Annotated in this window: 33 protein-coding genes; 24 read left to right on the forward strand and 9 right to left on the reverse strand. The window is 38.0% G+C overall.

What is annotated here, in order from left to right:
* The first annotated feature begins 26 nt into the window (after positions 1 to 26).
* The 11 genes from ACWYN3_RS16275 to ACWYN3_RS16325 all read left to right on the forward strand — a co-directional run bounded on the left by ACWYN3_RS16275 (position 27) and on the right by ACWYN3_RS16325 (position 6,329).
* The gene (locus ACWYN3_RS16275) at positions 27 to 821 is read left to right on the forward strand and encodes a FecR family protein (protein ID WP_456222074.1); all 795 of its coding nucleotides are present in this window, start codon (positions 27 to 29) and stop codon (positions 819 to 821) included.
* Positions 821 to 1,045 (forward strand): hypothetical protein, encoded by a 225-nt coding sequence (locus tag ACWYN3_RS16280; RefSeq protein ID WP_456222075.1) that lies wholly within the window; start codon positions 821 to 823, stop codon positions 1,043 to 1,045. The genes ACWYN3_RS16275 and ACWYN3_RS16280 overlap by 1 nt, the downstream gene beginning before the upstream one ends.
* 330 nt (positions 1,046 to 1,375) lie before the next feature.
* Positions 1,376 to 2,350, forward strand: a complete 975-nt coding sequence (locus ACWYN3_RS16285) for a TonB-dependent receptor plug domain-containing protein (RefSeq protein ID WP_456222076.1) — start codon at positions 1,376 to 1,378, stop codon at positions 2,348 to 2,350.
* Positions 2,351 to 2,388: 38 nt separating this feature from the next.
* A complete protein-coding gene (locus tag ACWYN3_RS16290; RefSeq protein WP_456222077.1) occupies positions 2,389 to 2,844 on the forward strand; it encodes a hypothetical protein in 456 nt (151 codons plus the stop codon).
* A 32-nt stretch (positions 2,845 to 2,876) separates the two neighbouring features.
* Entirely contained in the window at positions 2,877 to 3,323 is a 447-nt protein-coding gene (locus tag ACWYN3_RS16295; protein ID WP_456223040.1) for a TonB-dependent receptor domain-containing protein, read from the forward strand.
* Positions 3,324 to 3,357: 34 nt separating this feature from the next.
* Positions 3,358 to 3,804 carry a hypothetical protein gene (locus ACWYN3_RS16300; RefSeq protein WP_456222078.1) on the forward strand — a complete coding sequence of 149 codons (447 nt, stop codon included), beginning with the start codon at positions 3,358 to 3,360 and terminating at the stop codon, positions 3,802 to 3,804.
* 77 nt (positions 3,805 to 3,881) lie between these two features.
* Positions 3,882 to 4,331 (forward strand): hypothetical protein, encoded by a 450-nt coding sequence (locus ACWYN3_RS16305; RefSeq protein WP_456222079.1) that lies wholly within the window; start codon positions 3,882 to 3,884, stop codon positions 4,329 to 4,331.
* On the forward strand, positions 4,331 to 4,846 hold the full coding sequence (locus ACWYN3_RS16310; protein ID WP_456222080.1) for a hypothetical protein: 516 nt from the start codon (positions 4,331 to 4,333) through the stop codon (positions 4,844 to 4,846). Before ACWYN3_RS16305 ends, ACWYN3_RS16310 begins: the two co-directional genes overlap by 1 nt.
* Positions 4,847 to 4,974: 128 nt before the next feature.
* Positions 4,975 to 5,193 (forward strand): hypothetical protein, encoded by a 219-nt coding sequence (locus ACWYN3_RS16315; protein ID WP_456222081.1) that lies wholly within the window; start codon positions 4,975 to 4,977, stop codon positions 5,191 to 5,193.
* A gap of 136 nt (positions 5,194 to 5,329) precedes the next feature.
* Positions 5,330 to 5,857, forward strand: a complete 528-nt coding sequence (locus ACWYN3_RS16320; RefSeq protein ID WP_456222082.1) for a cation:dicarboxylate symporter family transporter — start codon at positions 5,330 to 5,332, stop codon at positions 5,855 to 5,857.
* The gene (locus ACWYN3_RS16325; protein WP_456222083.1) at positions 5,838 to 6,329 is read left to right on the forward strand and encodes a cation:dicarboxylate symporter family transporter; all 492 of its coding nucleotides are present in this window, start codon (positions 5,838 to 5,840) and stop codon (positions 6,327 to 6,329) included. The genes ACWYN3_RS16320 and ACWYN3_RS16325 overlap by 20 nt, the downstream gene beginning before the upstream one ends.
* 252 nt (positions 6,330 to 6,581) lie before the next feature.
* Here the strand turns inward: ACWYN3_RS16325 and ACWYN3_RS16330 are convergent, their stop codons facing one another.
* Positions 6,582 to 6,761 carry a histone H1 gene (locus ACWYN3_RS16330; protein ID WP_068396067.1) on the reverse strand — a complete coding sequence of 60 codons (180 nt, stop codon included), beginning with the start codon at positions 6,759 to 6,761 and terminating at the stop codon, positions 6,582 to 6,584.
* 331 nt (positions 6,762 to 7,092) lie between these two features.
* On the opposite strand from ACWYN3_RS16330, the gene ACWYN3_RS16335 reads away from it, so the two are divergent.
* Complete coding sequence (locus ACWYN3_RS16335) at positions 7,093 to 7,257, forward strand: hypothetical protein (protein ID WP_456222084.1); 165 nt, start codon at positions 7,093 to 7,095, stop codon at positions 7,255 to 7,257.
* 35 nt (positions 7,258 to 7,292) lie between these two features.
* On the opposite strand, the gene ACWYN3_RS16340 is transcribed toward ACWYN3_RS16335, so the two are convergent.
* Genes ACWYN3_RS16340 through ACWYN3_RS16355 form a run of 4 tightly spaced genes read right to left on the reverse strand, consistent with a single transcriptional unit; the run spans position 7,293 to position 11,186 of the window.
* Positions 7,293 to 7,547, reverse strand: a complete 255-nt coding sequence (locus tag ACWYN3_RS16340) for a hypothetical protein (protein ID WP_456222085.1) — start codon at positions 7,545 to 7,547, stop codon at positions 7,293 to 7,295.
* Between the two features lie 46 nt (positions 7,548 to 7,593).
* Positions 7,594 to 8,850: an MFS transporter gene (locus ACWYN3_RS16345; protein WP_456222086.1), complete on the reverse strand. Its 1,257-nt coding sequence runs from the start codon at positions 8,848 to 8,850 to the stop codon at positions 7,594 to 7,596.
* Between the two features lie 40 nt (positions 8,851 to 8,890).
* Positions 8,891 to 9,949 (reverse strand): HlyD family secretion protein, encoded by a 1,059-nt coding sequence (locus ACWYN3_RS16350; RefSeq protein WP_456222087.1) that lies wholly within the window; start codon positions 9,947 to 9,949, stop codon positions 8,891 to 8,893.
* Between the two features lies 1 nt (position 9,950).
* Complete coding sequence (locus tag ACWYN3_RS16355; protein WP_456222088.1) at positions 9,951 to 11,186, reverse strand: TolC family protein; 1,236 nt, start codon at positions 11,184 to 11,186, stop codon at positions 9,951 to 9,953.
* Between the two features lie 174 nt (positions 11,187 to 11,360).
* Here ACWYN3_RS16355 and ACWYN3_RS16360 point away from each other — a divergent pair, with 174 nt between their 5' ends.
* Positions 11,361 to 12,155 carry a helix-turn-helix domain-containing protein gene (locus ACWYN3_RS16360; RefSeq protein ID WP_456222089.1) on the forward strand — a complete coding sequence of 265 codons (795 nt, stop codon included), beginning with the start codon at positions 11,361 to 11,363 and terminating at the stop codon, positions 12,153 to 12,155.
* Here the strand turns inward: ACWYN3_RS16360 and ACWYN3_RS16365 are convergent.
* Positions 12,152 to 12,349, reverse strand: coding sequence for a hypothetical protein (locus ACWYN3_RS16365; RefSeq protein WP_456222090.1), 198 nt, complete (start codon positions 12,347 to 12,349; stop codon positions 12,152 to 12,154). The genes ACWYN3_RS16360 and ACWYN3_RS16365 overlap by 4 nt on opposite strands.
* A complete protein-coding gene (locus ACWYN3_RS16370; protein ID WP_456222091.1) occupies positions 12,346 to 14,091 on the reverse strand; it encodes a KUP/HAK/KT family potassium transporter in 1,746 nt (581 codons plus the stop codon). Before ACWYN3_RS16370 ends, ACWYN3_RS16365 begins: the two co-directional genes overlap by 4 nt.
* Before the next feature lie 167 nt (positions 14,092 to 14,258).
* Between ACWYN3_RS16370 and ACWYN3_RS16375 the strand changes: the two genes are divergently transcribed.
* The 5 genes from ACWYN3_RS16375 to ACWYN3_RS16395 all read left to right on the forward strand — a co-directional run bounded on the left by ACWYN3_RS16375 (position 14,259) and on the right by ACWYN3_RS16395 (position 18,211).
* The gene (locus ACWYN3_RS16375) at positions 14,259 to 14,516 is read left to right on the forward strand and encodes a hypothetical protein (protein WP_456222092.1); all 258 of its coding nucleotides are present in this window, start codon (positions 14,259 to 14,261) and stop codon (positions 14,514 to 14,516) included.
* Positions 14,517 to 14,585: 69 nt separating this feature from the next.
* Positions 14,586 to 14,849 carry a DUF47 domain-containing protein gene (locus tag ACWYN3_RS16380; protein ID WP_456222093.1) on the forward strand — a complete coding sequence of 88 codons (264 nt, stop codon included), beginning with the start codon at positions 14,586 to 14,588 and terminating at the stop codon, positions 14,847 to 14,849.
* A 50-nt stretch (positions 14,850 to 14,899) separates the two neighbouring features.
* On the forward strand, positions 14,900 to 15,232 hold the full coding sequence (locus ACWYN3_RS16385) for a DUF47 domain-containing protein (protein ID WP_456223041.1): 333 nt from the start codon (positions 14,900 to 14,902) through the stop codon (positions 15,230 to 15,232).
* A 149-nt stretch (positions 15,233 to 15,381) separates the two neighbouring features.
* Positions 15,382 to 16,377 carry a metallophosphoesterase family protein gene (locus tag ACWYN3_RS16390; protein ID WP_456222094.1) on the forward strand — a complete coding sequence of 332 codons (996 nt, stop codon included), beginning with the start codon at positions 15,382 to 15,384 and terminating at the stop codon, positions 16,375 to 16,377.
* On the forward strand, positions 16,313 to 18,211 hold the full coding sequence (locus tag ACWYN3_RS16395) for an ABC transporter ATP-binding protein (protein WP_456222095.1): 1,899 nt from the start codon (positions 16,313 to 16,315) through the stop codon (positions 18,209 to 18,211). Before ACWYN3_RS16390 ends, ACWYN3_RS16395 begins: the two co-directional genes overlap by 65 nt.
* Before the next feature lie 104 nt (positions 18,212 to 18,315).
* Here ACWYN3_RS16395 and ACWYN3_RS16400 read toward each other — a convergent pair whose 3' ends face one another.
* Both ACWYN3_RS16400 and ACWYN3_RS16405 read right to left on the reverse strand, forming a co-directional pair.
* Positions 18,316 to 18,729 carry a hypothetical protein gene (locus ACWYN3_RS16400; protein WP_456222096.1) on the reverse strand — a complete coding sequence of 138 codons (414 nt, stop codon included), beginning with the start codon at positions 18,727 to 18,729 and terminating at the stop codon, positions 18,316 to 18,318.
* Positions 18,730 to 18,831: 102 nt separating this feature from the next.
* The gene (locus tag ACWYN3_RS16405; protein WP_456222097.1) at positions 18,832 to 19,626 is read right to left on the reverse strand and encodes an aldo/keto reductase; all 795 of its coding nucleotides are present in this window, start codon (positions 19,624 to 19,626) and stop codon (positions 18,832 to 18,834) included.
* 188 nt (positions 19,627 to 19,814) lie between these two features.
* On the opposite strand from ACWYN3_RS16405, the gene ACWYN3_RS16410 reads away from it, so the two are divergent.
* From ACWYN3_RS16410 to ACWYN3_RS16435, 6 genes are read left to right on the forward strand one after another with little or no spacing between them, the layout of a single operon-like run.
* Entirely contained in the window at positions 19,815 to 20,336 is a 522-nt protein-coding gene (locus ACWYN3_RS16410; protein ID WP_456222098.1) for a cation:proton antiporter domain-containing protein, read from the forward strand.
* 56 nt (positions 20,337 to 20,392) lie between these two features.
* Positions 20,393 to 21,055 (forward strand): cation:proton antiporter domain-containing protein, encoded by a 663-nt coding sequence (locus ACWYN3_RS16415; RefSeq protein WP_456222099.1) that lies wholly within the window; start codon positions 20,393 to 20,395, stop codon positions 21,053 to 21,055.
* Between the two features lie 15 nt (positions 21,056 to 21,070).
* Positions 21,071 to 21,394 carry a cation:proton antiporter domain-containing protein gene (locus ACWYN3_RS16420; protein WP_456222100.1) on the forward strand — a complete coding sequence of 108 codons (324 nt, stop codon included), beginning with the start codon at positions 21,071 to 21,073 and terminating at the stop codon, positions 21,392 to 21,394.
* 8 nt (positions 21,395 to 21,402) lie between these two features.
* Positions 21,403 to 21,909, forward strand: a complete 507-nt coding sequence (locus ACWYN3_RS16425) for a cation:proton antiporter (protein WP_456222101.1) — start codon at positions 21,403 to 21,405, stop codon at positions 21,907 to 21,909.
* Positions 21,896 to 22,387, forward strand: coding sequence for a cation:proton antiporter (locus tag ACWYN3_RS16430; protein WP_456222102.1), 492 nt, complete (start codon positions 21,896 to 21,898; stop codon positions 22,385 to 22,387). Before ACWYN3_RS16425 ends, ACWYN3_RS16430 begins: the two co-directional genes overlap by 14 nt.
* The gene (locus ACWYN3_RS16435; RefSeq protein WP_456222103.1) at positions 22,353 to 22,883 is read left to right on the forward strand and encodes a universal stress protein; all 531 of its coding nucleotides are present in this window, start codon (positions 22,353 to 22,355) and stop codon (positions 22,881 to 22,883) included. The genes ACWYN3_RS16430 and ACWYN3_RS16435 overlap by 35 nt, the downstream gene beginning before the upstream one ends.
* Positions 22,884 to 22,919: the final 36 nt, after the last annotated feature.

Below are 22,919 nucleotides of genomic sequence, written 5' to 3' on the forward strand. Positions count from 1 at the left end.
CCTCTTATAAATTATAATCGATAAAAATGTCATACCAGGAATATACAACAGCTGATTTTGTAAACGACGAGAGTTTCACTAACTATGTGAAAGCCTCTGATCCGCAAGCTGTTTTATTCTGGGAAAAGTGGATTCACGATAATCCATCTTGCCTGGAAAAAATAAATGAAGCTAAAGAAATCATTGATTTACTTTCTTTAGGGAAAGATCCTTTAAAGGAGGAGTTTTATGAAAGTCTTAAAAATAGGATAGAGAGTACAATTGCCGGCCAAAGAACCGAATATCCGGTAGTTGCCAAAAACAACTTCTCTTTCTTCAAAATAGCAGCAATTCTTACAGGATTGGTTATTGGCACTGGGTTATTCTTTTATATAGCAAAAAAATCCGAAAATATGGCTTTGCTGACTGTATCAGTCCCATATGGCCAAACAAAAACACTGTTATTACCTGATAGTTCTACAGTAATACTGAACGCGAACAGCTCAGTTAAATATCCTGAAAAATGGGATAAACAGGACCGGCAGGTTTGGCTAACTGGTGAAGCTCATTTTCAAATTAAACATATTGAGCCTCAAAATCAATTGCCGGTGCCATTTACAGTACATGCAAATCTTACAGATGTAAATGTTTTAGGAACGGTATTTAATGTAGACAGCCGAACTGATAGTACGTTGGTTACTTTGGTAAGTGGAAAAGTCGCTTTAAAATTACAGGATCAGTCCCTTACCATGTCACCAGGCGAATATGCTGTTTGTAGAAAAGGGGAAAAAGCCTACAGCAAAAAAGCCGGGGATAGAAGAACAACTTACCTCGTGGATTGATGGCAGATATATTTCAAAAAAAAAAAACTGCACTATCCGAAGTATGCGACAGATTATCAGCATATTATGGCAGAAAATACTTAATTAAAGACAGATCAATCATTGAAAAAGAAATTTCTGGCACACTAGAACTTAAAAATGAAGCTGTTTTAATTCAGACTTTGGCGGCTTTGCTGAATACTACAGTAAAAAAGAATGGCAGGGAAGTTTATATCGGGAGTTAATTTATATATAACAGGCATTATCCTGTTTGCTCTCCTTAATATTTTCATTGAAGATGTACATGGACAGCATAAAATCATAATCCCGAACCAAACGCTCTCCAGCGAACTGGATTTTCTTTCCAACAGGTTTAAGGTCAGTTTTGTTTATGATGCCGGTTTGATCAATGAAGCGAAATTATCGAACTATAAACGTTTAGACAATCCAAATCTGGATTTGATATTAAACAGCTTATTATCTCCTTTAAATCTATCTTTTAAAAAGTTTCTGATAGTCAATATATTATCAAAGCTGGCGTGCCTCTTTTAAAACCCGAAATAAAGCCTGTCATTATGAATCTGGATGAGGTTGCTATTTTAGGCTCCCACGCCAGAATGCCTCGTACAAAACTGCAAACAGCATTGCCAGTAGACATTTTTAACCAGCATACCCTTACACAAACGGGTCAGCCAGAGCTGGCTCAAATGCTTCACTATACGTCTTCTTCTTTCAACTCTTCAAAATATGGAATTAACAATGTAGCTTCATATGCAGAGCAATCAACCATTCGCGGAATGGGCCCCGATCAGCTCCTGGTTTTAGTAAACGGTAAAAGAAGGCATAATATCTCTGCATTAAACCTGAACAATACGATTGGAAAAGGAACTGCAGGCACAGATTTAAGTGCTATTCCGGCAGCTATGATTGAAAGAATAGAAATATTGAGGGACGGTGCTGCAGCGCAATATGGTTCTGATGCAATTGCAGGTATTATAAATATCGTCTTAAAGAAAGACCCTGGAGGCCTTTACACTACCCAGCTTGGACAAACACTAAAAGGTGATGGAATTTACACTCAAAATAATTTAAGCTACGGTTTGCCCCTTAGTGCAGGTAAAGGATTCATAAATTTCACGCTTAATTATCAATATCAACAGGCTACCAACCGTGCCAGAGACTATACAGGATTGGTTTATAATACGATTAGCGACACTTCCAAACTAAGCAATATTGCTTTTCCTACCCCTACCGACAAACTTAACGAGAATAAACGCAGAGACGATCTATTGGTTAATGAAAAAGGATTTAAACGCAGACAAGGCCAATATGGTGATGCAGAATTCAAGAATATATCCATGTGGTTCAATATGGAAACTCCTTTAAACAAGGAATGGAAATTTTATTCGTTTGGCGGTTTTTCACGAAGAAGAGCCGTAACATTCGGGTTTTACCGTTTCCCAAATTTCTATCCTGCCTCATCAGTACTTTTCCCGGAAGGCTATCTGCTGAATTTGAATTTCCCGCAGTTTTATCGAACAGATCTTTAGCCGCAGGTATTAAAAAAGTAAGTACGGATAACTGGAACATGGATTTCAGTGCCATTTACGGATATAATAAATTGAATAGTGAAGCAGTCAATACGGTTAATGCTTCCATGGGCGAGTTTTCTCCTTTAGTTTTTAGCACCGGAGGCACAATGCTGCAACAGGGAATTCTGAATATCGATTTTTCAAAGAAGCTAGCTACAGGTATAACTTTTGCAGCTGGCGCTGAATCCCGTCTTGAAAACTATCAGATTATTAGCGGGGATGAAGCTTCTTATCTGGATGCAAATCCGGCTGGCACACCTGCTTCATTATTAAAACTTCCTGGAACCAATGGAAGACCAGGCTTTCAGCCGGAAGAAGTGCTGAATAAGTATCGGGCTAATATTGGGGTATATGCCGAGTCAAATATAGATCTGTCAACGAAAACGTTGCTCTCTGCAGCTGCCAGATATGAGCGTTACGTGATTTTGGCGGTAATCTTTCTGGTAAAATAGCCATAAGACACAAATTAAGTGAACGGTTTGCCATAAGGAGTTCACTGAGCCGGAATTTCAGGGCTCCGTCATTACAGCAAGTATATTATGAGCAGCAGCAATTTCAGTTCTTTCAAAAAAATGGACAGTCTGACGTTCACCTTGTACAACATTTCCGCAATGGCAGTCCTGTTTTACTGCAGTTAGGTGTGCCGAAACTCAGACCAGAAACTTCACTTAATCTAAGTGCGGGGATTGCTGGAAGTATTAACTCTTCATTTTCTTTCTCCGCCGATTTCTACTATATCCCTATTCGGAACAGGATCGTTGTTTCTGGCAGATTAGATAGTTCTATAACAGCATTAAAACCAATACTGGCTAATGCAGGTGTTACGGATATACAGTTTTTCATTAATGCATTAAACACTTATACAAAAGGTATTGAACTCACCGCTAATTACGCAGTAGTTTTTGACAATCTACATTCGGCTGACCATTAATGGAACTGCTTCTTTTAACCAGACCAGAGTCAAAATGAGAGTGGCTAACCTACCCCTTTCAGGAGGAGGTAATATACCAGGCTCTATTTTACTTCCCCGCATTGATATTGGTATTATTGAAAAAGCCCAGCCAAACAACAAAATGATATTATCATTTATTTACCAGCTTAATGCTTTTAACTTCCTGCTCCGCAATACCTATTTCGGACAAGTAGCTGCCTGGGAAAATGACCCGGTTTTTGATCAGACTTTTAGCAGTAAAGTGATTACTGATCTTCAATTATCCTGCAGGTTAGGCAAGAAATTTACAGTCACAGCTGGCTGCAATAATCTCTTTAATATTTATCCTGATGAAATAAAAGAGATCAATGCGCTCAATACCAATCTATCTTTTGGCGGACAAATTCCTTATAGCCGGACAGCTAACCAATTCGGCTTCAACGGCATGAATTATTACATGAGTCTTCAGATTAAATTTTAATCTATTATTTTTCAAAATAATGGGGTAAAAAAAAATCAGCTGTTCCCTCTTAGCTGATTACAAACCAAATATTTAATATGAGACTCTATCATTACCTGTTAGGCTTTATGTCTGTAATGCCAGCAATTGTGCAGGCACAAAACCAAGACCCGCCAGCCGATCCCCTCAACATTTTTCTGAACAAAGAAAAAACCCATTATGTGAAGTTTGGTGGCTATTTACAGGTGTGGTTAAGAAATACACAGCTCAATCCCGGTAGTAAAATCAATGATTCTCAAGTCGGCTCTATAACTGATGTTTCTTTACGAAGAGTAAGATTAAAAGTTACAGCTATGCCAGTAGACAATCTGATGCTGGTTCTTCAATTAGGGCCAACTAACGTCAATAATCTAACTAAAACAGATACTTATGTAGATTTTCTGGATGGTTATGTGGATTATAAAATCAACAGCTATATCTCTGTTGGAGGGGGACGTTCATCCTGGACAGGTCTTTCCCGGTATGCCACGGATACACTAAAACCCTGATGTATGAAACCCCATTAATCAATCTGGGGGACATTAACAGAACAGATATTACGCAACGGAAACTAGGTTTATTTGTCAAAGGTGCAGTTGGAAAATTAGATTATCGCTTTGCTTACGCCACACCATATAATACCGGAGGTACAGCTCCTTTAGAAAATATTGCAGTTTTTAATACTAAGGTTATCAAACCAAATTGGTCAGGCTATATCAAATGGCAATTTTTTGATAAGGAAAGCAATGTCATGGCCCAATCGCCGGGAGCTTATCTGGGCAAAAAGAAAGTACTGAATATAGGAGCTGGTTTTGAAATCCAGAAGGATGCACTATGGCATAAAAACCTGGCTAAAGACACTATTTCTGATAATCTTAAACAATTTGCGGCAGATATTTTTTATGATACCCCGCTTAATAAAGAAAAAGGAACAGCTTTCACTTTTTATGCAGTTTACCACCACCATGATTTTGGACCGAATTATACAAGGTACTTGCAATTGGTAATCCCGCAAATGGTTTAGACCCCAGCAAAGCATCATTTAATGGTTCTGGAAATGGCTATCCTGTTATTGGTACAGGTAATAGTTTCAGTGCTCAAACCGGCTTTCTGCTCCCCTATTTTAATCAGAAGAAGAAAGGTGCTCAGTTATTGCCAGCTTTAGGAATCCAATATTCCAATTTTGAAAGATTTGCAGATCCAATGATTACTTATGATGTGGGTGTCAGCCTCCTGCTGAAAGGTCATGCTTCAAAATTTGTCTTTAATGCACAGAGCAGACCCATATTTATGGCACAGCCAGATGGACAAATTACAGCAATCAGCAGAAAAATGATGTACGTGCTGATGTATCATATATCAATTGATTAATAAAACATTATTTTTAAACCTTCAATATGGAAATTACTTTAAACGCACCTATTAAAACGCAGAACAGAAGTTTGATGAAAAGATTATTTACTAACCTCACTTTCTGGGTTCTAATCGCAATTATATAGCTGGTGTTGTGCTGGGAACTTTGAATCCTGCGCTGGCAATTAAAATGGAAATCTTTGGTAAAACCTTTGTGGATATTATCAAACTATTCATAGCGCCCATTATCTTTCTGACTATAGTTTTAGGGATCAGCGGTATGGGCGATCTGAAAAAAGTAGGACGTATCGGTGTTAAATCTCTGCTATATTTCGAAGTGGTGACCACGTTCGCACTTGCCATAGGGATATTTGTTGCTTATGTAATCAGACCTGGACATATTGACCGGTCAGGACTTAATATACAAGATCCATCAAAGTATACTAAGGCTGCAGAGTCTGGCGCTGGTTTTGACTGGGGCAAGTTTTTCATGTCTAATCTGACTTTACAGGTATTAGTTGTTGCTATTACTGTAGGTGTTGCCCTCAATTTTTATTCAAAAAGGCAGGCTGTTATCGGTGTATTGGGTAAGGCATCAAAGATTGTTTTTACTGGTTTAAAATATGTGATGTATCTTGCTCCTTTTAGGTGCTTTTGGAGGAATGGCTTATACAATTGGTAAATTTGGCTTACAAACGCTGATTCCTCTGGCTAAACTAATGGGTACAGTTTATCTGACCATGGCTTTGTTTATTTTCATTATTCTGGGTTCAATTATGCGGTATTTCAATTTAAGTATCCTTAGTTTTCTGAAATATATTAAAGAAGAACTACTACTCGTCTTAGGAACTTCTTCATCAGAATCGGCCCTGCCTTCTATTATGAAAAAGCTGGAGCAACTGGGATGCAGTAAATCTGTTGTTGGTTTGGTTATCCCTACTGGTTATTCTTTCAATCTGGATGGTACATCAATCTATTTATCAATGGCTATTATCTTTTTAGCTCAATTGTATAACGTTCATTTATCATTTCCGGAGATGTTAAGTATAATAGGCATACTGATGCTTACTTCTAAAGGTGCTGCGGGCGTGACTGGCAGCGGCTTCATCGTATTGGCTTCTACGCTTACCGCAATCCATAAGAGATCCCTGTAGAGGGACTGGCATTCCTGTTAGGTGTAGACAAGTTTATGAGTGAAGCCCGTGCGATCACAAATATTATTGGAAACGGGGTAGCGACGATAGTTATTGCGAAGACCGAGAACGAGTTTAATCCGGGAGAAGATAATGTGCTAGCACTAAAAAAGTAGACCGATTTTACAGAAATCCTATTAAAAGAAGAAGCCGGCCCATTATAAATGATCCGGCTTCTTTTATAAAGTCTGCTTGCGCAAAGACTGTATATAATTATTTGTCGCTGTTTTTCTTTTCAGTTACTTCAGTACGAATGTCCTGAGCAAGTGTTTTTAAATCTTGCATTGCTTTACGCACTCTAGTACCGGCAGCACCGTTACCTGAATTGTAAAACTTGTCTGCGTCTGCCTCAACTCCGGCGATTAACTCTTTTAATTTTGCGAATTTTTCCATGATATTTTGTTAATTAAATTTGATTTTGAGCTTAAAGCTTAAGTTAAGTTAATAATTGTTTGTTTTCTTCCAAATCATTAACGAACGATAATTGGGTTTTAATATGTCCGGATGTATATTTAAAACCATTTCTATGAGGTATTGTTGAAGATACTGTAATTCAGCAAACTCATAAGCGATGAAAAAGAAGAATAAACTTTAAAAACTTAAAATAACTGATTTACAGCTATTTAACTTAAATAATCTACAAAAACACACCCTATCGGGCTATAATAGTGTTACCGAACACCGTGAAGGATCTGAGCTTCCTGCTATTGAAAATCTAAATCATGTGGAAGGATTAAAAGATCAGCTAAAGAAGGCTAAAAACAATCATTCTGACAATACAATGACAAAAAATAATGATCCATTGTATGATAAAAACTCGAAAACAGATCACGGCAGTGGCCAGAGAGATGACAATGAAGACGAAAAACAGAAGATTATCCGTACCTGATCTCCCGCCATATGGAAGAACATAATTAAGCCTGTTTAATAAACTGCAGGAGACGGCTGATTAGATTTCAAGTCAATTTTTGTTCTGTTCAGTTTAGGGAATAAAGCAATAACCAGCAAAACCACGACCAGCACTATACTAATTAGCAGGTAATAATCCATCATTGCTCTCAACTGTGCCTGGCTGTCTACAGTTCTGCTCAGTAAACCTCTGGCTACCTTAGCTGCCTGATCTGGTGCCATACCTTTATTAGTCAGCGCACCGGCATATTGAGTCAATCGTTCTGACACAACTGTGTTCAGCCCGCTCAGGTGTTCCTGAAAACGGTTAATGTGATTATTTTTCTGCTGAAGCTGAAAGTAATTGATTAATGCGATACTGCTGCAAAATCCGGTAAAACGAAAAAAACACACCTGTAGCTGACGCTGAGCTCCCCAAATGTTCAGGTACCGAAGAAATCGCAAAAACAATAATAGGTGTCATCAGCATCCCCGCTCCCATTCCTTGTATAATTAAAGGGATCACATAAGTTGACGGATCAGCTTGTGTGGTAAATAGAAACCACATCCAGACATGGAAAATCAGCAATAAGACAAAACCATATAGCCAAACCAGACGTATTGGTCTTTTCATGATAATCAGGCGGGACGAGATCAAAACACTGATAACAATACCAACGATATTCGCTGCCATAATATACCCTATATGTATAGGATCCATTCCTAAGATCACAGCAAAATAAATAGAAACAATCCCTAAAGCACCGCGGATCAGATAAAGTATAAAGATCATAAACATCCCTACATTAAAGTTTCTGTGTTTAAATACATCGAGGTTTAAATATGGACGTCTCAGATGGAGCTGACGAAAAATGTGTAATCCTATGAGTACTACAGTACCGGATAAACTCCATACGATTCGCGGATCCTGTAGCCAGTAATATTGTTGTCCATATACCAATGTATATCCTAATAAACACAGGACAGAAGAATAAATGATAAAACTGTAAAAATCCAATTGATAAAGCGGCATTTTCTTGTTCAGCCTGATATTATTCATAATCACCAGCAACAAAATACCACCGGGGATATAAGCAAAAATGATAAACTTGTATAAAACATTATAATCAAATGCGTCTAATATAGGAGCCGTAATGATAGTCGATATTGGAGTAATACAAAGCAGCAGACAGTAAAATATAGAGTAACCAATTTCTCTGGCTCTTTCATTATACAGGCTTCCAAAAATAAGGGTAATACAAATACTGGTCGACATACAATTAGACATCCCCTGAAGAAATCTAAAAACCAGTAAAATATATAAGTTCTGCGTATGAAAACAGACATATGCTGTAGCCATTTGAATAACAATGCTCAGTATAAAGTATTCTCTGGTTGCGATGAAGATGAAAAATCTTCTTTCCAAAGCAAAGAATCCAGCTACTGCTGCATAAAAAACAACCATAGAATATTGGACATCAGCTGGCTCAATACCATAATATCCTGCCGCTCCTGGCCCGCTGGCCGTAGATAGTCCGAACAGTAGAAGACCAGGAAAAATCACCAGAAATATATGGTCGCCCTGATTAACCATACAGGTACCCAAGATTTAAATACAGGCAAAGCTAAACTCATTAGTCTTTACTTATTTTTACATTTACGTTCATACCTGCACGCAACTGATCCACTACTTCTTTACTTTCTGTCAGTTTAATTTTAACAGGTATACGCTGCACAATTTTCACAAAATTACCCGTAGAATTATCCGGAGGAAGCAAAGAGAACCTTGCTCCTGTTGCAGGAGACAGAGACACTATTGCTCCTTTAAATGTTTTACCAGGAAAAGCATCAGCTGTAATTTCTGCTGCTCCGTTGATCTTCATCTTGGCAATCTGTGTTTCCTTGAAATTAGCAATCACCCATTTACCAGCTTCCTGATCTACGATATAAGCAAGTGTTTGCCCGGTCTGGATCTGTTGTCCTTCCTGAATTGTCCTTCTGCCCATTTTCCCATTATAAGGCGCACGTATTATGGTATAACTCACATCCAGTTTCCCTCTGCTTAACAAAGCTTTACGACGTTTAATTTCTGCTTCGTAAACTCCTTTTTGTGATCTGATATCATTTACTTTTGATAAAGATGCCTGATAGTTCTCCTGAGCTGCCTGATATTCTGAAGTAGCCACATCCAGGGCTGCCTTGCTATTTTCCAATTGCTGCTGTGTAGCTGATTCTACTTTAAATAATTTGGAGTACCTATCGTAATCCTGTTGTTGTTTCACCAATTTTGCTTTTGCAGAAGCAATTTGAGATTGACTTGCCTGAGAAACTTTAGATGTTGTCAAAACATTGCTTTCCAACACATTAATTTGTGCTTGTGCATTAGAAAGTGCAGCCTCAGCTTCTTCTTGCTGTAATTGATATTCACTGTTATCAATGATCAGCAGCGTATCTCCCTTTTTAACTTCCTCGTTCTCTTCGTATTTAATCTCCCTGATAAAACCTCCCACACGGGAAGTAACCGGGTTAATGTATTCCTCTATCTGCGCATCGTTAGTATCTTCATAATTGTAAAGCTGAACCAGGGATATAATTCCCCAGACAGCAAGTCCTACAGCAATGATTCCAGCTATCCAAGCCGTTATTTTAGTTATCAGCTGATCAGTATTCGTGTAATTATTCTTTGTTTTCATTCTAGAGGTTACCTATTGCCTTTTGTAATTGATAAAATTGTAATTGAGCTGCGATTCTTGCCGCAGCGTAATCGAAACGAGTTTGAAGTAACTGTGTATCTGCATCCAGTAAATCTGTCACCAATGCCAGCTGATTGAAATAAGTATTATTTACAATCCTTAAATTCTCTGTAGCCTGGGTGATATTTTCTTTAGCCACATCAATGCGTGTCAGTGATTCCTGGTATCTCAGATAAGCTTCATTCACTTCCTGTCTGATTTTATCCTCAGTATCTGAATGTTCTACTTCCTGTTGCTGATATTTGAGTTCTGCTGCTCTCGCCTTATGTGTATTGTGATAAAAGGCCGAAATCGGGAAACTAGCTTTGACACCAGCCATACCCAAACCATATAATGCAATTGAATAGGGATAGATAAATATCTGCGGATACGAATAAGAGTAGGTTGCGAACAATCCCAACTTAAATGACACATTTGCTTTCACGTTTTTCAATTCCAGCTTACGCAATTCAGTCTCTTTTTCAGAGATCTTGAAAGCAAAGGAATGGGACATTGCATCAGACAAATAACTAGTGTAAGGTTTCAATACTGGTAAGTCAGCTTTTGCATCATCCGCAGGTTCTATCACAGTTTCATCCGGTAATCCGGTCAGAATATTCAGCTTTTGGTTCGCAATAGTTAAATCATTGTTCAATTGAACCAGTGCCATTTTTTGTCTGGATAATTTCAAAGTGACCCTAAGCACATCGCTCTTTAATACAACTCCGTTCTTTAACAACTGTTTGATTTCTTCCAGCTGTTTTTCCTGATCACTGATATCTTTTAATAACAATGCTTTGAAGATATTACTTCTCTGAAGATCAAGAAAGTAAGCTGTAGCTCTTAGTTTCATTTCAGCAGTAGTCAGGTTTCGCTGTTCAATAGCGATCTCATTTTCTTTCTTTTCTTCAGCAATTTTAATATTGGTTTTATTACCGTTATACAGATTCAAGTATGCGCTGCCACCAAATTTATAGGAGGTATGCACCACTTCAAACTGAGTTGGAGAATGAAATAGTCCGTTTTCATAGATTGGAAGATTACTGACTTTTGCATATTCGCCTTCGGCAGAAATTTCGGGAAGACGCTCCGCTTTAGCATCCTTTATACCTTCAACAGTTCTTTTGACGCTAAGATCCTGCATTTGGATGTTTCTATTATTTGCTGTTACTTTTTCCCAGATCTGGTTGAGAGTCATTGAGATTTTGGCTGTTTGCTGGGCATTAACCGTGTTGAACAGGAAAATAGCGCAGCAAAGCATAACGAGTTTTTTTATTATTGTAGTACATGTCTTTAAGAATGATACAAAATTACAGCTATGAAATACTTGTAATTTTATCTATTATTACCAAATATTTGTCCATTCCAGCCAATGCCACTATTAGACACAGGAGCCTATCTTAAAAACATTGATTTTAAGCCTAAAAGCATATTTATTGTACATGAGAAATTAGAGCGCAGCTTGCCTAAACACTCCCATACCAAAGGTCAGCTTACTTATGTAGAGGGTGGTATTGCCTATATTTATATTGAAAACAAGACTTATATTATACCAGCAAGACATTATGTATGGATTCCGGGAGGGCGGGAACATTACCTTAATGTAAGAAATGCAGCTACGGTTACCCATAACTTATATTTTTATACGGAAGATGATCATTTAGACCCTTTTTATCAAAAACTTGGAATTTATCCAGTAAACAGCCTGTTATTTGAGATGCTTGTTTTTGCTGAGAACTGGACGGGGACAGTTGAAAAGAAAGATCCAGGTTATCATTTCCTGGCAGCGATCAAGGATATCCTGCCTCAGTTAAGCACTAAATCATTCCCGATTGCATTGCCTACAACATCTAATTCAAGGTTAAGACCGATTGTGCTCTACCTCTCTCAGAATTTTGCGCAGCCCCTGACTCTCGAAAACCTGGCCAGCCGTTTTGGAATGGGAGAACGAACCTTATCCCGCTTATTTCAATCCACCATGAGCATCTCTTTCTTACAGTATCTTAAATTATTAAGAACCGTAAAGGCTATAGAATTCATTATGCTGGGCGATAAAAGCACAACAGAAATTGCCTATTTAACCGGATATAATAGTCTGGCGGCCTTTAGCAAAGCATTTTTTCAGCTTACTAATATCAGGCCGTCAGATTTTGGCAAGAAGGATTAATCCAGCCTTTTTAAATAAAAGTCAGTTGGTATATCAACTATCAGAGGAACCTTTTCTACTGCTACAAAGCTTAAGTCAAGACCAAACCCTCTTTCTTCCGGTACACTAAACGTTTTAAGGATGGTATAATAAGCCATTGTGAAACGCTCAATAAAACGAAGACTGTTAGCGTTCGAAAGTACTTTCTCAATCACACAACAAATCTGAAATCTCCTGCTATATTATGTTCTTTTAAGGAAGCATATTTACTGGTGATATCAATTTCACCATTTTTAACCATCTCTTCTACTACTTTTCTAAACAGTACGTTCACACGTTGTTCTACACGGAACCCAAGACGGAAATCTATTCTGATCAGTTTTTTATCCACTAACTGTTCAACTTTATATTCCATTGTAAAAGGCTCGTCGGTCACATCAACGTGCAGTAACCAATATACATCAGCTCTTTTTGGATGCTTCTGAATAATAGAATACATAATCGAAGACTCAATCTCAAAATTAAAATTGGCACTGGTCAGGTAAACAAGCTGCGAAGCATATTTAGGTATAGTGTCATCTTCACTGATCTTACTGATAATCGGGAAGTACTTTTCTATATCTACAAAGCGCATATAGCGGTTTCTGATTCTTCTGCCGTTTGACCATGCCCACATAATAGAGAAAAGGGACATACCAAGTATCAGCGTAAACCATCCTCCATGTAGTATTTTCACTGCATTACCTGCAAGGAAAGTCAACTCAATCACACCGTAAATAGTTAAGAATATCACAATCAGGTACATCGGAACCTTTTTGCGCATCAGGAAAATTGACACTAAAATGGTAGTCATCAGCATCGCTACGGTAATTGATAAACCGTACGCTGCTTCCATATGTTCTGATTTCTGGAAAATCAGGACAACCAGGATACAACCGATAAATAATACCCAGTTCATTGAAGGCACATATAATTGTCCTTTTGAATTACTTGGGTAATTGATTTTAACTTTAGGCCATAAATTTAATCTTACCGCTTCTGAAATAAGCGTAAATGAACCTGAAATCAACGCCTGGCTAGCTACAGCAGCAGCTACAGTTGCAATCAGAATACCATAGATTAAGAACCAGTCTGGCATTATATGGAAGAAAGGATTAATTTCTCCTAAATGTTTCCCCTGCAATTGCCATAACCATACACCCTGCCCCATATAGTTTAAAATCAAACAGATTTTAACATATACCCAGCTCACACGGATATTTGAACGTCCGCAGTGACCAAGATCAGAATAAAGTGCCTCAGCTCCTGTAGTACATAAGAATACTGCTCCGATAATCAGGAATGCTTCTGGATTAGTAGTCAGGATATGGTAAGCATAATAAGGGTTGATTGCTTTTAGAATTTCAGGGAACTGCATTACATAAACGGCACCTAAAACAGCAATCATAGTAAACCAGATCCACATAATCGGGCCAAATGCTTTACCTATAAATGAGGTTCCGAATTGCTGAATACCAAAAAGAAAAGTAATGATCAGAATAACGATCGGCACTGTTGGCAGATCCTTGTAAATGATCCCTAATCCTTCAATTGCTGAAGAAACTGTTACCGCAGGGGTCATAATTCCATCAGCTAAAAGTGCTGCACCGCCAATCATTGCTGGAATAATGAGCCATTTTGCTTTACGTTTAACCAATGAGTATAAAGAGAAAATACCACCCTCACCTTTATTGTCTGCCTGAAGCGTTATGATTACGTATTTTATAGTTGTTTGAAGTGTTAATGTCCAGAAAATACAGGATAAACCTCCTAATATCAAGTCTGCAGTAATTAACCTGTCGCCAATAATTGCTTTAAAAACATAGAGTGGAGAAGTACCTATATCTCCGTAAATAATCCCTAAGCTAATTAATAAACCTGCCGCGGTTAGCTTATTGACGTCTTTATGATTTGCCATTTTTTTTATTTGAGTGGCGCAAATGTAGGGATTGTTCTACATTGAAGAGCACGATAATCATAAAAAAATCATATTTAATCCAATCTGTTTAAACATCTTACAATTTTCTTAAAGGATACTCTATTCCAATATTAAATCTATGTTAACTTAAAACTATCATTAACAGAATGATAATTACACATTACCAAACTGTTAATTTACCTTTACACCGTGCCGCTACCTATTTTCATTTTCCACGAATACTCTTTAGAATCGAGCTGTTTGACCCTAATGTCGGATCTTACATTTCCCATAGCTATAACAAATCCGGTGCGACAATCGTCACCACTACCCGAACGATCAAGATTCGGAGAGGGTTATTGAATAAACAATTTAAAGACCCTACGCTCATCCCTGAAACTGATTTACGGAAATTGATTGCCTGATAGCTAATCTCATACAGATTTGATGAAGACTTAACATTACCTGTTTATTTTTACAGAAACCCCATTCCTATGAATTCTGTATTTAACTTCTTCAGTCCAAAAGATAAAAAATTCCAGCCCTTGTTTGAGCAGGATGCTAAAAATCTGGTTAAGATATCAAATAGCTTGTTACTTACTGTAACCACTGAAGATGATGAAAAGCGTATTGCTCATTTCAGAGAAACCGAAAGACTGGAACAGGCCGGGGATGATATTACGCATTCGATTTTCCTGGAACTCAGCAAGAATTTTATCACTCCGTTCGACAGAGAAGATATCCATGCCATGCTTTAGTTAGTGCGCTGGATGATGTTGCGGATTATATATATGCAACATCTCTGAATATTGAACTCTACAAAATCACTGTTTTCAGTCAGGAAATTGTACATCTTGCCAAGTTAATCACAGAAATGTCCAAAGATCTGGAATTAGCGATAATGGAGCTCCGTAATTTCAAGAATACCAAAATTATTGCTGATGTTTGTTTAAGAATTAATAAAGGAGAGAGCCAGGCAGATTTTCTTTGCAACACTGCCATTGCCCGTTTGTTTATCTCAGAAACAGACGCTATAGAGCTCATCAAGCAAAAAGAGATTCTCCAGACGCTGGAGATGGCTACCGACAAATGCGATGATGCAGCGAATGTGCTCGAGGCTATCCTGATTAAAAACGCATAGATAAGCATGTTATCAGAAAAAAAAAAAAAACACCCTTATTCAAATTAAACCAACCAGACGACAACTATAAATTTCAGCCGCTGCCTGAGCCATTTGGAGCATATCCATACCGGTTAAAACCAGAAATATCTTTACCTGATCCTCATAAAATGGTGTTTCAGGTTGCAGGTGATACCGGAGGTTTAAAATCCCCTACTTTCCAAAAGCTTATTGCAGAGGAAATGGGCAAACAATATCATCAGGCTAAAAACCCTGCCGATCAGCCTTTATTTCTTTATCATGTCGGTGATATCGTTTATCATTTTGGCGAAGCAGATCAATATGAGCGCCAGTTTTTCACGCCCTATAAGGATTATCCTTCTCCAATTTATGCCATTGCCGGCAATCATGACAGTGATGTCAATCCAAATACTAAAACTCCCTATTCGAGTCTTTATCCGTTTACGAGTGTATTCTGTGGAAAGGTTCCAAGACTGGTTCCTTTTGGCACAAAACTAAATCGTATGAGCGGAATACAGCCTCATGTCTACTGGACCTTACAAACTCCATTAGCAAATATTATAGGACTGCATAGTAACGTCCCTAAATTTGGGGTAATTACCGAAGAACAGAAGATCTGGTTTATTGAAGAACTTAAACAGGCGGCTACTGAACATGCTGATAAAGCAATCATTGTTTGCGTACACCATGCCCCATATTCAGCAGATTTTAACCATAGTTCAAGTTTGCCAATGATTAATTTTATGGAATCATGTTTTGAAGAGGCTGGGGTGATTCCAGATCTTGTACTAAGCGGACATGTACATAACTACCAGCGTTTTAACAAAACCTATGCTAATGGAAAAACCGTTCCTTTTATTGTTTGTGGTGCAGGTGGATTTGATGAACTGCATTGGTTAATGGAGAGTGATGACGTCATGTATACCAATAAGAGTGAACTTTTCGATACAGTTACTTTAGAAAATGCCTGTACAATGCAGCATGGTTTTTTAAACCTGGAGATAGAGAAAACTGACGAAGGCCACCAGATTAACGGAAAATACTATGCGATTCCGCATGAAGGACTGAAAGCTGATGAAGATGCCACACTGTTCGAAGAGTTTACGTATTTTTGTAAACATGGCGACAAACAGGTTGTTCAATAAATCTTCTTTGCAAAATTCTAAAAAAGACAGTTTAACTATAAAAGAAAGAATGGCTGCGCTGGGAAATCTGCCTGCATTCTTTAAAATGGTGTGGCAGACAAGCCCACGCATGATGATTTCTAATCTGCTATTGCGGATAGCACGATCTGCGACTCCTCTGGCTATGTTATTTGTCGGTAAACTGATTATTGATCAGATTATCCTATTCAGCACCCCCCCTCAAAACCACGACTTAACTTATCTCTGGGAGCTTATTGCACTGGAATTTGCATTAGCAATAAGTTCCGATTTACTAAGCAGGGCGATTTCATTGCTCGACAGTTTGCTTGGAGATCTTTTTTCTAAACATACTTCGGTACAGATTATGGCTCATGCAGCCACTTTAGATCTGGATCAGTTTGAGGATTCTATATTTTATGATAAACTGGAACGTGCCCGCCAGCAAACTGTAGGCCGTACAATTTTACTTTCACAAGTAATGAGCCAGTTACAGGACCTGATTACAATGGGTTTTCTGGCAGCAGGACTAATTGTATTTAATCCCTGGTTAATCTTGCTTTTATTTGTAGCTATCCTCCCTTCTTTTCTGGGAGAATCTTATTTTAATGATCAGAGTTACGCTTTAACAAGAGGACAAACACCTGAGCGAAGAGAATTGGATTATCTGCGCTTTTTAGGGGCCAGTGACGAAACGGCTAAAGAAATCAAAATATTTAATCTTTCTGGTTTTGTAATTGACCGGTTCTCGGTTTTATCAGACAGGTTTTATAATGCGAATAAAAAACTGGCTATACAACGTTCCGCCTGGGGTGTATTTTTTGCTATGCTAGGCACAGCCGGATATTACGGTGCTTATGTAGTCATTATTCTGGATGCAGTTTCAGGAAAAGTAACCATTGGCGAGCTGACTTTTCTTGCAGGTTCATTCAGACAGTTAAGGACTTTACTGGAAGGAATCCTGACGCGTTTCACGGCGGTATCACAAGGTGCTATTTACCTGCGTGATTTCTTTGAGTTTTTTGAGATCAATCCAAAAATTACAACTGCTGCAATACCTATCCCCTTCCCAAGACCTATTCAAACAGGTTTTACTTTTGAGGATGTAGGCTTCCGTTACCTGAATTCTGAGCGATGGGCAAACAGACATTTGAGTTTTACTTTGTTCCCTGGTGAAAAACTGGCTTTAGTAGGCGAAAACGGTGCAGGAAAAACTACGTTAGTCAAATTACTTGCACGCTTATATGATCCAACTGAGGGGCGTATTTTATTGGATGGAATCGATTTGAAAGCATATGATCTTGCTGATTTAAGGATGAACCTTGGAATTATTTTTCAGGATTATATCCGTTATCAAATGAGCTTTTCACAAAATATAGCGGTTGGAAACATCAAAGAGAAAGGTAATGATCCTTTGATCAGATCAGCAGCACATCAAAGTCTCGCAGATCAGCTTGCAGAAAAACTACTACCGGGACACTATGATCAGATGCTGGGTAAAAGATTTTCTGAAGGTGTGGAGCTTTCTGGTGGAGAATGGCAGAAAGTAGCCTTGGCAAGAGCTTATATGAAAGATTCACAATTACTGATTCTCGATGAACCAACTGCCGCATTAGATGCCAGGGCTGAGTATGAGGTCTTTCAGCGTTTTTCGGAGCTTACACATGGAAAATCAGCAGTATTGATTTCTCACCGCTTTTCTACGGTAAGAATGGCTGACAGAATCCTTGTGCTGGAAAAAGGAGAATTAGTAGAAATAGGTAGTCATCAGCAGTTGCTGGATAAAAACGGCCGTTATGCAGAATTGTTTAATCTTCAGGCTATGGGTTACCGTTAGTTATTGCTAACCGTATTTCAAAGGGGTCCAATGGATCAGATTTCCTGTAAATTCTTCGTTGAAGTAAAGAAAAAAATCTTCTACGGTTGCAAAACCATCATTAATTACCAGACGTACCAATGTTTCTTTGTCTCAATCAATTCGTAATTTATAAAAACAGCAGGCCCGTCATCATTAATTAAATTGGAGTAATCAATCTGTATCCTTTGAACAGACTGACATCTTAATATGGGTGCAAATTGAAATTCATCAGTTGAATTTAAATTAATAACCAATTGGATTTCCATACCGGCTCTCCATTCGTTATCTAAGTCTCTGCGGATCGTATGGATTTTTGCTTCCAGAAACTCCCCGAAAGTATCTCCATCCCAGCATTTACCAAATTTCTCAAGGTGACGACGCTGATAATCCTGATAACTCCCTTCAAGATCACCAGGACCTAGTAGTAAACCTTTCCATATTTTCTCTAAAAAATAATTAGGCTGATGATTAACTTCTGTTCCGAATGATAGTTTCATGTTATCTGTGTGCTGTATAAAATTGTGTAGGTGATACTCGTAACAGTAAATCCATTTCTTGTGGCGTAAGCTGTGGAAAATCAGCTGCAGCTGCAATATCTTCTAATTGTGCAAGCGTTTTATTCCCATAACAGCACTGTTTAAAGCCTGATGCTGTAAAACAAAACGAATAGCAGTCTGTGCAGGAGAACCATTTCTACTGGTTATAGAACGAATAATTTCTGCCGCATGAGCAACTTCTGCTGCTGTAAAGTTTAAATAAGGGGCAGCTGGTTTATCAACTAATAATCCTTGTGCTATACTTCCGCGTCCTAAAACGCCAATGCTATTGTTTTTAAGCAAGTCCAGACATTCTTCTTCCGGCCTTCTGTCCAGCAAGCTATACTGCATCATTACACTAACGACCTCAGACCGCTGAACGTATTCACGGATTACATTTGGCCGGATAGATGAAATACCGTAATGTCTGATTTTCCCTTGCTGTTTTAAAATTTCAAAGGCTTCAATTGTTTCATCAATCGGATCTTCAATAGTTCCTCCGTGTAATTGATAAAGATCAATATGATCTGTTTGCAGTCTTTTCAGACTTCCTTCTATCGCAGATAAGATATACTCTTTTTTCGGGTTCCAGTCCCAGCCATTTCCATCTGTCCTGTGCTGATTTCCAACTTTGGTGGCGATAATAACCTGATCTCTTTTTGATTTTAAAAGAGCGCCTATTTTGACTTCGTTTTCACCATGTTCATAAAGGTCTGCTGTATCAAAATAATTGATCCCAAGATCCAGTGCTTTCTCAATAATCAGCTCATTGTCCCTGGTGTTTCCAGATAAAGACATACAGCCGAACCCAATTTTGCTTATTTCCAGATCAGATTTTCCAAGTTTTGAATATTGCATCTTATTTATTTTTGTAATAAGCGTTTGCTCAATAACACGTGTCAATTATTGATTTAGTCAACCTCGTGCGTTGCCTAAATTAATTGTTTTTTTCAGAAAAGCCTTAATATTCTGTTAACGGGAATGAACAATTTAACCTATTTTGTTGTTTAAAAAACAATAAATAGAGGAAAACCCTAATTTAATTAATGGATACTTTTACTACGATTACCATTTGGGTAACTATCAGCGCGCTCATTTCTTACCTGAATCACCGCTATGTTAAATTACCAGGTACGATAGGTATCATGGTGATTGCGATTAGCCTTTCAGTAGTCATTATGATTACTGGAAAGACTTTTCCGTCAGTTTATAATTTCATATCAGAACTTACTTCAAGTATAGACTTCACTAAAACCCTGTTGGATGTCATGCTGGCATTTTTACTTTTTGCCAGTGCATTACATTTTGATTTTGAGAAACTTAAGGCACAAAAAAGACCAGTACTCATATTGAGTACCGTCGGCGTAATAGGCTGTACAACAATATTCGGTTTTCTTTTTTACTGGACTGCGTCTTTTCTCCATGTAGAAATCCCACTGATGTATTGTTTCCTTTTTGGAGCTCTGATCTCTCCTACCGACCCTGTCGCTGTATTATCAGTTTTAAAGAAATCAAAAATACCTCCTTCGCTGGAAACTATCATTGGCGGTGAATCTTTATTTATTTAATGTGTGTGGGTATTCTTTTATTCGTCACCTTAAGGGAGTTAACAGAAAATACAGGCATGGCTTTTTCCTGGTCGCACTCCTCCTTATTATTTGCACAGGAAGTATTTGGCGGAATTTTACTGGGTGTTGCTTCCGGTTATTTCTGTACCAGACTGGTAAAAAAAGTTGACGAGCTGCAAACTATAATTATGATAACCTTATCCATGGTGATGGGGATTTCTGTAGTTGGTGGATTACTTCATGTATCGATTCCGCTGGCAGCCGTTACCGCAGGACTCATGCTGAGCAATATGAAATTAGGAGAAAATGCAAATACAGTCCATCTTAAAGACATATTAGATAAGGTTTGGGGACTGATTGATGATCTGCTGAATACGATTTTATTTGTGATGATCGGTTTACAGATTGTAGTAATTCCTTTCTTTAAAAACTATTGGCTGATTAGTTTACTCTCCGTTGTTTTTGTGCTAATCGCAAGGGGCCTGAGTATTGCTGCGCCGACAATTTTGATGAAAAGATCTCTGAAAACTGATTATAACAGGTTAGGAATTTTGATCTGGGCAGGTTTAAGAGGAGGTATTTCTGTTGCACTTGCTTTATCTTTACCCGATTCACCGTATAAACCATTGATTGTCTCTGCCAGTTACATCATCGTTATATTTTCGATTATCGTGCAGGGACTAACCTTAAATAAGGTAGTTAACAAATTGGTAAAATAAATTCATAATGAATATATGCACACAAACATTTTTGACCATATTACGAAGCAGTTCCAGCTTCCATTTACGAACCCGGTACTGATATTTTCATTATTACTTTTTATCATATTAATTGCCCCGATTTTACTGGGAAAGATAAAAATACCCGGTATTGTAGGATTTATCATTGCAGGGATACTGATTGGCCCAAATGGCTTCAATATCCTTAAAAAGAATTCAGCAATAGAGCTTTTTGCGACAATAGGCTTATTATATATCATGTTTATTGCCGGTATTGAACTTGATCTTGCGGAGTTTAAGAAGAAGAAAAACATAAGAGTTTTATATTTGGGTTTCTGACCTTTGCTGTGCCGATTATTATTGGTTTCCCGGTCTGTTATTATCTGCTGCATTATTCTCTACTAACTTCGATTTTAACAGCGAGTATGTTTGCTACACATACTTTAGTCGCCTACCCTATTGTCAATAAATTTGGGATTGCTAAAAATGAAGCGGTAGCAGTAACCGTTGGAGGAACAATTCTGACCGATACTGCGGTACTGATTATTCTGGCAGTGATTATGGGCTCTGTGGAAGGTGAACTGAATAGTTCTTTCTGGATACAACTGGCTATATCACTTACCATTTTCACAGCGACTGTATTTATAGTAATCCCAAAAATCGCCAAGTGGTTTTTCACTAAACTGGAAAGTGAGAAAACTTCCCATTATATTTTCGTCTTATCTGTCGTCTTCTTTTCAGCTTTCTTAGCGCAGCTTGCTGGTATCGAACCTATTATCGGAGCTTTCGTAGCCGGACGGACTCGCTTTAAACAGACTGATCCCCCACTCTTCAATTCTGATGAACAGAATTGAATTTGTTGGTAATGCTTTGTTTATTCCGTTTTTCCTGATCAGTGTAGGTATGCTTGTTGACCTGCGTGTATTGTTCAGGGGGCCTGAGGCATTGGTAGTTGCAGGTGCGCTAACTTTGGTAGCTATTTTAGGAAAGTACTTCTCAGCTACTTTAACACAATGGATTTTCAAATACACTAAGAATCAGCGGTTGCTCATTTTTGGACTGAGCAGTGCTCATGCAGCGGCAACACTAGCGATTATACTCGTAGGTTACCAGGCTAAAATTATCGATGATAACATTCTTAACGGAACAATCATCCTTATTTTGATTACCTGTGTCTTTGCTTCTTTTGCGACCGAGAAAGCCAGCCGGAATATTGTATCTGAGGAAGAGATTAGCGGACCAGAGCCTATAAAAAACATGGAAAACATCCTGATTCCTATTGCCGATTTCAACACATATGGAGACCATGCTGGATCTTGCTGTCTTATTTAAAGATAAAGATTCCGAACGGCCGATAAGCCTTCTTTCGGTAGTTCCTGATAGTGATAATGCACAGGCCAATTTACTGATCGCCCGTAAAAAATTAAATGATTCTGTAAAGTACGCCTCTGGAAATGATACTTTGGTAAAAGTGATTGCTACATTAGATCACAATATATCGAGTGGTGTACTTCGTATTGCAAAAGAAAAATCTGCCAATATTATCATTACCGGGTGGCCAAGAAAGTCAACAGTTATTGATAAGTTTTTAGGCGATAAATCTGCTGCACTGATAGAAAAATCACCAGCTAATTTATTTATTCTGCATCTCAATAAACCAATCACTGTACATACAGGGATACAATTAGTTTGCCCTCCGGCATATTTGATGGAGAAAAATATGATGGTATGGCTGGCTAAAGTATGTAAACTGAGTACTGAGCTGAGTTTATCAGTTAATTGTTTTTGTGATCAATCAAAAAACAACAACATATCGAACATGCGTTAAAAAGTATAAAATCCAATGTTATATTTAAATTTGATG

The organism is Pedobacter sp. NJ-S-72 (assembly GCF_053890575.1).